Below are 8,860 nucleotides of genomic sequence, written 5' to 3'. Positions count from 1 at the left end.
GTGGTCGTAGCCGGTCGGGTCGGCGGAGCGCAGGCCGGGTGCCGCGCGGCGCAGGGCGCTGGCGAGGTCGTCGGCGACAATGCGCAGGGCGCGAGCGCGATCGGAGTCGCCGACGGACGCTGCCGGGTCGAACATGGCCGCCTGGTTGGTCCAGTCCGCGTCCTCGCCGAGCAGCGCGTCGAGGTCGCGGACCGATGCGGGCCGCAGCGCCGCGGGCAGGTAGTCGTTGGCCGAGGACAGTGCGCGTCGCGGGCTCGGCGCCCCGGAGAACTCCAACGGCGCGTCGAAGCCGTGGAAGCGAACCCGATCCTGCTCCGCGCGGCCGGCATTGTGCGCGCGGAGCCATTCGACGAGTTCGCGGTTGCCCGGCACCGCGCCGAACCCGTGGCTGAACCCGGTCGCGAGCACCGTGTCGATCTCCGCCGTTTCCCCGGCCACGTAGTCGTCGACGACGGACGCGGCGAAGACATCGGTCTCCAGCACGATCGACCGGTAGCCCCGTTCGACGAGGTGACCGAGGAGTTCGTTGCGCAGAAACGGGAACGCCTCGATCCCGTGGGTCGGCTCGCCGAGGGCGAGCAGGGTCGGCGGCTCGGGCCGCGTGGCGAGCAGTTCGTCGAGGGCGCGGCCCAGGCTCGCCGAGTCGTCGAGTTGGCGGCCGATTCCACGCAGTGCTGCGGCAGTAGACATGAACACCCCTTGTCGGAAGGAACTGCCCTCGACGATATCGTTGAAGAATCGAGTGAAACTTCAGCGACTCCGAACAGGAATCCAGAGGTAGAAGCCTCAATCGGAGGTGCACGTTGCGACCCATCGACCTCGCCCGGGAACACGGGTTGTCCGCACAGGCGATCCGCAACTACGACGACGCGGGCATCCTCCCGCCGACCGAGCGCAGCGAGACCGGCTACCGGCGCTACACGCCCCTGCACGCGCAGGCTCTACGCGCCTTCCTCGCGTTGCGCGGTGGCCACGGGCACCGGCAGGCAACGGACATCATGCGTTCAGTCAACCGCGGCGACACCGAGTCCGCCTACCGGCTGATCGACGCCGCGCACGTCGCGCTGCTCGCCGAACGCGGCACCCGCACCGAGGTCGCAACGGCCCTGGGCGCCCTGTCCACCACGGCACCGACTGCTGTCCGCGGTGGACCGCTGACTGTGGGCGAACTCGCCCGCCGACTCGGCGTGCACCCGGCCACGCTGCGCACCTGGGAGACCCAGGGCATCCTGCGCCCCGACCGCGACCGGGCAACGGGCTATCGCGAATACGGACCGGACTGCGTGCGCGACGCCGAGATCGCACGGCAACTGCGCCAGGGCGGCTACCCGCTGTCCCAGGTCGCCCGGTTCCTCGAGTCGCTGCGCACGGCGGGCGGGGCGGACGCGTTGGCCGCCTTCCTCGGCTCCTGGCAGGACCGGCTGACCACGCGCAGCCGCAACCTTCTCGCCGGCGCGGCCCAGCTCGATACCTACCTCACCATGCTCGACCGGACACAGCAGGGGTGGCCGACGACGTCGTGAGGGCAAGGGCCGGATCCTGGGGCCATTCCGCGCAGTGCCGGGTCGCTCGCGTGGATGCCACCGGTATCCCATCTTCCGGAAGCTTGCCCATGCCTCAGCCTCATTCTCGATCGGATTCCATTGTCACGGATACAATTCCGTGCGAGCCGCAGTCGCGAACGGATCGTGCCGTTCTCATTCGGAAACCGTGCACGCCGCTGCCGCGCCGCCCCTCCAGCATCGCCTCGCACACAGTCTGCCCAGCGTCCAAGTGCACGACGTTGCATGCCAGAACCCCGTCGCGTCGAACCGGGGGCCTCGTCAAACCACAGCGATGGTGCATCCATTCCTATTTCGGTGCTCTTACCTCCTCCGGCTCCTTGTCCGGCCGCAGTCCCTTCCAACTCGGGTGGCGCAGACTGTCGCCGGTGAACTCGCGATACTCGACGTCCCCGACCAGCACCGGCTCGGCCCATCGGGCGGCCCGGACGACGGGCGCCGGAGGTATCACGTCGAACGGATCGCTGGGCCGCTCGAGTTCGTCGAGCCTCTCCCACAGGGCGCGCCGGCCGGCGGTGGTGAAGCCGGTGCCGAGGTTGCCGATGTGGACGAGACGGCCGTCGTCGTCGTGGGCGCCGAGGACAAGGGAGCCGAACGTCGCGCGGTGCATGCCGGTGCCCGGCAACCATCCCGCGATCACGGCCTCGGTGCTCTTGCGCAGGGCGGTCTTGATCCATGCCGTAGCGCGGCGTCCCGGTTGGTAAACGGAATCGGTCCGCTTGCAGACGATGCCTTCGAGACCGTGATCGCGGGCAAGGTCGAGGAGGATTTTCGTGTCGGTGCCGACCCAGTGCGGCGGCGTGCGGACCAGGGGGCCGGACATCGACAGGTCGACCAGCCGACGGCGACGTTCGAGGTACGGCAGCCGGGTCGTCGGCGCGCCGTCGAGCGCGAGCAGGTCGAATGCGTAGAACTCCACGGGGATGGTCCGGATCAGGGCCGCCGTCGGTTTCGCCACGTGGATGCGGCTCTGCAGCCGGGCGAACGCCGGCGCCCCGGACCGCGGATCGGGAGCGACGATCTCCCCGTCGACGACCATCGGCCGACCCCGGGACACCGCCGACAGTGCGATCGTCAATTCCGGGTAGACCCCCGAGACGTCCTTGCTGTTGCGGCTGTAGAGCCGGCACCGCTCGCCGTCGCACACCGCCACCGTGCGGGCGCCGTCCCACTTCATCTCCACCGCCCAGCCGGTGCCGATCGGCGGCCGGCCGGGCGTGGCCAGCATCGGGGCGGGCACCGCGGAGCGGGAGGCGGGCATGGGTCGAATTATCCGGTGTGCCGTGCCCGGCTGCAGGGCAACTGTTCGGATCACCCTGTACCGGAATGAATTACACGCGTGTATTCCGCTGCCGTCCGGTGGCGCCGGTGCATTGCCGCAGTTTTCGTGCCGGTGGCGACACCTGTCGCTCGTCTTGACGAAACTCCTGCGGAGTGTCTACCGTCACATATATCCACTCAGCGGACATGCGTTCGCATTACGAACACACGGATCGAGGATCGGGTATGAACGAGCGGCACCTCGCCGGCCCAGACGAGTCTCAGGCTCGGCGCGCAGCCTTCGGCAGCTTCGTCGGCGCCGTCATCGACTGGTACGACTTCATCCTCTACGGCCTGGTGGCCGCGCTCGTCTTCAACAAGGAGTTCTTCCCCAACGTCAGCCCGGCCATCGGCACGCTCGCCGCGTTCGCGACTTTCGGCGTCGGATTCCTCTTCCGGCCGCTCGGTGGGGTGGTCTTCGGTCACTTCGGTGACCGCCTCGGTCGCAAACGGATGCTGGTGCTCACCATCGTGATCATGGGAAGCGCCACTGCCCTGATCGGCCTGCTGCCGAGCTTCGCGTCGATCGGGTGGTGGGCGCCGGTCCTGCTCGTCACGCTGCGGGCTGTGCAAGGATTCGCCGTCGGCGGTGAATGGGGTGGTGCCGCGTTGATGGCGGTGGAGAGCGCGCCACCGAAGAAGAAGGCTCTCTACAGCAGCGGCGTACAGGTCGGCTACTCCGTCGGCCTGATTCTCGCCACCGGTTTCGTCATGCTGATGAGCAGTGTCACGACCGACGAGGCTTTCACCCAATGGGGGTGGCGTGTTCCGTTCGTCGCCAGCATCGTGCTCGTCGCCTTCGGCCTGTGGGTACGCTCCAGCGTGGAGGAGAGTCAGGAGTTCACCGAGAAGGTCGAGAGGCTCGAAGCGGAGCTCGGCGAGCAGAGCCGCAAGCGCATCCCCCTCGTGGAAGCACTGACCAAGCATCCCAAGGCTTTTCTGCAGATCATCGGTCTGCGCTTCGTCGAGCTGTTCTCGATGTACATCGTCACGACGTTCGCGCTCAGCTATTCCACCAACGAACTCGGCATGGAACGCAGTTTCATGCTCAACGTCGGCCTGCTCGTCGGTGCCCTCGGAATGGTGACCATCCCGTTGTTCGCGTGGCTGTCCGACCGGTACGGGCGTCGCCGGGTGTACATGCTCGGTTCCGCACTCGGCGCCGTCTGTGCGTTCCCGTTCTTCGCGATGCTCGAGGGCGGCTCGATGATCGGAACCGTCATCTTCGCGGTGCTGTTGGTCAACATCGCCCACGACATGGTGGTCAGCGTGCAGCAGCCGCTGTTCACCGAGATGTTCGGCGCGGAGTACCGCTATAGCGGCGCCGGGGTGGGCTACCAGGTGGCCAGCGCGGTCGGGGGTGGCTTTACCCCCTTCATCGCGGCGGCCCTGGTCACCGTCTCCGGCGGGTCGTGGCACCTGGTGGCGGTCTATCTCGCCGGCGGATGCGTGATCTCCGGGATCATCGCCTGGCGGCTCGGACACGACCACGGTGACGCCGGCCGGGCCGCCCGGGCGTCGCGGACGTCGACTGTCGCGACCGCGCCCTGAGACGCGGATCGACCGGAGGCGGCGACGGACGGGGCCAGGGGCGTGGGCGCTCGAAATCTCCTACGCGTAATGGCTTCTCGATCACGAAATGCTGCACGGATCGGTTGATCCGCCTCGCCGGGCCGGGTGCGGCCGAGCATGGAAGGGGAACCGCCGGCACCGCGCACGGCTCATGGGCCGCTGATCGCGAGATCGGCCCCGATCCGCTGGGCTGCTTCCTGCAATCGGGAGACCACTCGTGCCTCGACGTCCGCGCCGGAATGCGCGATGTTCTGCAGGGAAGAGTTGAGCGCGGCGACGATCCGGCCGGTTCGGTCCCGGATGGGCACGGCGACGCCGCGAACCCCCAGTTCCAGTTCGTCCTCCGACAGCGCCCAACCCCGCTCGGCCGTGGTCAGGATCTCGGCGCGCAGCCGGTCCGGGTCTACGAGGGTCTGCTCGGTGAACGCCCGCAGTTCCGTCGTCTCCAGGTAGCGGTCGAGTTCGTCGGCGGTAAGGCCGGACAGCAGGACCCGGCCGTGCGAGGTCGCGTACGCCGGGAAGCGCATGCCGACCGAGATCGCGATACGCACGATCCGCGGCGAACGGACTCGCGCGACGTAGAGTGCGTCCGATCCGTCGAGCACGGTGACCGAGACGGTTTCCTCGAGTTCGGCGGCGAGTTTCGCCAGGTGCGGTTCGGCCAGCTGCGGGAGCGCCAGCCCGGACAGGTAGGAGAAGCCGAAACGGAGAACGCGCGGGGTCAACATGAAGCGACGACCCTCCTGCCGCAGGAACCCGCGATCGACGAGGGTCAGCAGGATTCTTCGCGTTGTCGATCGGGTGATCCCCACCACCTGGGCCACCTCGCTGAGAGTGCGCTCCCGGTGCTGTTCGTCGAAGCACTCGAGCACCGCGAGCCCACGGTCCAGAGACTCGAGGAAGTACCGTTCACCGGCGGCCGATCGCATGAGCCAATCCTAGGCACGCGACGTGTCTTCGCCTGCCCACGGCTGGGCCTCCCGGGAGGCAGGCCGGTGCCGGATCACGATCGCATGGTTCGTGCCCGGCCGGTACCGTCGCCCCCGGCGAGGCCGCGGAGGTACACCGCGATCGGCCGGGCCAATTGCGCGACGCTCGCGGCGGTGCCGGCGGCGAGTCCCTCCAGCGACCGGGCGCCGAGCAGCCGGTCCACGGTCAGTCCCTCGGCCAGGCTCACGAGATCGGCAGCCGCGGAGTCGGCGTCGTCGGCGCCGCAGGCGGCCACGAGGTCGCGCGCGGCGGCGCGGGAGAACAGGGCGGCTGCAAGGCCGGCGCGTTGCTCGGCACCGATGGCCGGGTCGGTGGCCAGGGCATACCGCACGAGCAGATCCCGGCGGCGGTGGGCCAGGTCGCGGTCGAGTGCCGTCGCGACCGCGCGCGCGGCGGCGTCGACGTCGACCGGGGTCGTCGGGCGGGTGAGACCGGAGTGCTCGAACGCGTCGCGTGATCGCTCGGCGAGCCGGTGCACGGCGGCGTCGAGCAGGGCTCCGCGGGTGCGGAAGTAGTACGAGCACGAGCCGTCGGGCAGGGCGAGGGCGCGGTCGACGGCGCGGTGGGTCAGCGCGCGCAGTCCGTCGCGGGCGATCAGGTCGAGGGTGGTCTCGGCGATCAGGGTGCGACGGTCGGGGCTGCTGGCCATGATCCAACTCTACATATGTAGAGTACTCTACCAATGTAGAGGAGGTGGGATGGCCGAGGATCCGTACCAGCGGGCCGGCGCCGCCGCCCTGGGGCGGCTGCACCGCGACCTCGCCGCGCGGCGCACCACCCCGCGCGGCGTCTACCTGTGGGGGCCGGTCGGTCGCGGCAAGACGTGGCTGATGGAGCGGTTCCTCGAGGCCGTGCCCGGTCCCGCGCGACGGCACCACTTCCACGGCTTCTTCGCCGGCCTGCATGCGCAGGCGCATCGCCTCGGCTCGATCGACGACGCCGTCGACGCCGCGCTCGGCGACGCCCGTGTGCTGTGCTTCGACGAGTTCCACGTCCACGACGTCGGCGACGGCATGCTCGTCGCGCGCGCCGTACGCATCCTTCACGAGCGGGGCGTCGCGCTCGTCGCCACCTCCAACTACCCGCCCTCGGGCCTGTTGCCCAACCCGCTGTTCCACCACCTGTTCGAGCCCACCATCGCCCTGCTCGAACGCCGGCTCGAGGTGGTCGAGGTCGGCGGGCCGATCGACCGTCGCCGCACCGGTACGGCCACCCCGGGCGACGGGTTCGCCTCGGGTGAGTTCCTCCCGCCCGGCGCTCTCGACGTTCCGGAGCCGGGGGAGCGGCGAACCCTGCGACCGTCGGGCCGCGCACTACCCGTCCTCGCCGTGCGCGGCGACGTCGTGTGGTTCGACTTCGCCGACCTGTGCCGCGCCCCCACCGCGCCCGCCGACTACCTCGCCGTCCTCCGCGAGCACGGCGAGTGGGTCGTCACCGGTGTCCCGCCGCTGCGCGAGCTCGACGCGGACGCCCTGCGCCGCTTCGGCAACGTCGTCGACGTGCTGTGCGACGCCGACGTCCGGCTCACGGTGTCGGCCACCGTCGCGCGCGCCGACTTCGCGACGTCCGTCCCCGCCGAACCCGACGTCGACCGGCTGCTCAGCCGCCTCGCACTGCTCCGCGAACCCGCCCGAGCCTGGATTCAGGACAGCCAAACCTTATAGACTGCCGCGGTGGTACCACGTTCTTCCGAGCTCGTCGACTGTCCGACGGTTCCGTTCGTCCGACATCTCGCCGAACACGGCGAACGGACCGCACTCGTCTGCGACGGCACCGAGATCACCTATCGCGACCTGGCCGAGCGGGTCGCCGCCGTCGCCGACCGCCTCGGCACCACCCGGCGTCTCGTCCTGGTCGCCGGGGCCAACGCCGTCGACCCGATCGTGGCCTACCTGGCGGCGCTGTCCGCCGGCCATCCCGTGCTGCTCGTGCCCGGCGACCGGCCCGACGCCCTGGCCGCGACGATCGAGGCCTACCGGCCCGACGTCGTCGTCGACGGCGGCCGGATCGAAGAACTCGCCGACGGCACCCACGACCTGCATTCCGACCTCGCGCTGCTGCTCAGTACGTCCGGCTCGACCGGCTCGCCCAAGCTCGTGCGCCTCTCGCACCGCAATGTGCAGGCGAACGCCGAGGCCATCGCCGACTACCTCGACATCCGCGACACCGACCGCGCGATCACCACCCTGCCGATGCACTACTGCTACGGTCTGTCGGTCCTGCACAGCCACCTGCTGCGGGGCGCCGGGACCGTGCTCACCGACCGGTCCGTCACCGACCCCGGATTCTGGGACCTCGTGCACCGGCACCGGGTCAGCGCCCTCGCGGGCGTGCCGTACACCTTCGACCTGCTCGACCGCGTCGGCTTCGCCGACATGGACCTGCCGAACCTGCGCTACGTCACCCAGGCCGGCGGCCGTCTCGACCCCGACCGCGTCCGCCGCTATGTCGACCTCGGCCGGCGCGACGGGTGGCAGTTCTTCGTCATGTACGGCCAGACCGAGGCCACCGCCCGCATGGCCTACCTGCCCCCGCACCTCGCCGCGGAGCACCCCGGCACGATCGGCGTCCCCGTTCCCGGCGGCGCCTTCCGCATCGACCCCGTGCCCGAGGCCGGCGACGGTGCCGGCGAACTCGTCTACACCGGGCCCAACGTCATGCTCGGCTATGCCACCGACCCGTCCGAGCTGGCCCTCGGGCGTGTCGTCGACGAACTGCGCACCGGTGACCTCGCCGTCCGCACCGACGCCGGGCTGTACCGGATCGTGGGCCGTCGCTCCCGCTTCGCGAAGCTGTTCGGCCTGCGCATCGACCTGCAGCGCATCGAATCCGTCCTCGCGCGCCACGAGCTCGTCGCGTGCTGCGCCGGCGGCGACGACGAACTGATCGTCGCCGTCCAGGGAGCCGACGCCGCGCCCGTGCGGGCGGTCGCGGCCCGCGCGAGCGGGCTGCCCGAGTCCGCGGTGCGGGTGTGCGTGGTGGCCGAGCTGCCCCGCACCCCCAACGGCAAACCGGACTACCGCGCCGTCGCCGCGCTCGGCGCCGCCCCGGAACCGCCGCAGCCGGCGCCCGAGGCGCGGGCCGTGGACCCCCGGCGGCTGCGGGCGCTGTACGCGGACGTTCTCCGCCGCGACGACGTCACCGACGACAGCACGTTCGTCGACCTCGGTGGCGACTCGCTGTCGTACGTGCGCATGTCGGTGCGGCTCGAGCGGCTGCTCGGGCATCTGCCCGCGGACTGGCCGACGACGCCGCTGCGCGAGCTGAGCCCGTCGTCGCGCCGGGCGCCGTGGGGCTGGCGGATCGTCGAGACCAACGTGCTCATCCGCGCCGTGGCGATCGTGCTCATCGTCGGCTCGCATCTGCACCTGTTCGCCCTCGTGGGCGGGGCACACGTGCTGCTCGCGGCCGCGGGC

The 8,860-nt window shown here is 70.4% G+C and carries 8 protein-coding genes; 4 read left to right on the top strand and 4 right to left on the bottom strand.

From position 1 onward, the window contains the following. Nucleotides 1-690, bottom strand: a 690-nt coding sequence (locus tag AIIKEEIJ_RS09045) for an erythromycin esterase family protein (protein WP_161995493.1), incomplete at its 3' end; no start/stop codon positions are given. 113 nt (nt 691-803) lie between these two features. On the opposite strand from AIIKEEIJ_RS09045, the gene AIIKEEIJ_RS09040 reads away from it, so the two are divergent. Beyond that, a complete protein-coding gene (locus tag AIIKEEIJ_RS09040; RefSeq protein ID WP_161995492.1) occupies nt 804-1,523 on the top strand; it encodes a MerR family transcriptional regulator in 720 nt (239 codons plus the stop codon). Between the two features lie 328 nt (nt 1,524-1,851). On the opposite strand, the gene ligD is transcribed toward AIIKEEIJ_RS09040, so the two are convergent. Then, entirely contained in the window at nt 1,852-2,823 is a 972-nt protein-coding gene (gene ligD, locus AIIKEEIJ_RS09035; RefSeq protein ID WP_161995491.1) for a non-homologous end-joining DNA ligase, read from the bottom strand. Between the two features lie 245 nt (nt 2,824-3,068). Here ligD and shiA point away from each other — a divergent pair, with 245 nt between their 5' ends. Further along, on the top strand, nt 3,069-4,433 hold the full coding sequence (shiA, locus tag AIIKEEIJ_RS09030) for a shikimate transporter (RefSeq protein WP_006943336.1): 1,365 nt from the start codon (nt 3,069-3,071) through the stop codon (nt 4,431-4,433). A gap of 170 nt (nt 4,434-4,603) precedes the next feature. Here the strand turns inward: shiA and AIIKEEIJ_RS09025 are convergent, their stop codons facing one another. Both AIIKEEIJ_RS09025 and AIIKEEIJ_RS09020 read right to left on the bottom strand, forming a co-directional pair. Continuing rightward, nucleotides 4,604-5,383, bottom strand: coding sequence for an IclR family transcriptional regulator domain-containing protein (locus tag AIIKEEIJ_RS09025; protein ID WP_043797546.1), 780 nt, complete (start codon nt 5,381-5,383; stop codon nt 4,604-4,606). A 74-nt stretch (nt 5,384-5,457) separates the two neighbouring features. Continuing rightward, on the bottom strand, nt 5,458-6,093 hold the full coding sequence (locus AIIKEEIJ_RS09020) for a TetR/AcrR family transcriptional regulator (protein WP_029540862.1): 636 nt from the start codon (nt 6,091-6,093) through the stop codon (nt 5,458-5,460). A gap of 49 nt (nt 6,094-6,142) precedes the next feature. Here AIIKEEIJ_RS09020 and zapE point away from each other — a divergent pair, with 49 nt between their 5' ends. Beyond that, nucleotides 6,143-7,108, top strand: a complete 966-nt coding sequence (gene zapE / locus AIIKEEIJ_RS09015; RefSeq protein WP_161995490.1) for a cell division protein ZapE — start codon at nt 6,143-6,145, stop codon at nt 7,106-7,108. A gap of 9 nt (nt 7,109-7,117) precedes the next feature. Beyond that, a partial coding sequence (locus AIIKEEIJ_RS09010; RefSeq protein ID WP_161995489.1) for an AMP-binding protein occupies nt 7,118-8,860 on the top strand: 1,743 nt, incomplete at its 3' end.

It is taken from the genome of Rhodococcus sp. YH1 (genome assembly GCF_009939605.1).
Lineage (GTDB): Bacteria > Actinomycetota > Actinomycetes > Mycobacteriales > Mycobacteriaceae > Rhodococcus > Rhodococcus aetherivorans.
This window is presented reverse-complemented; position numbering and strand designations above follow the sequence as displayed.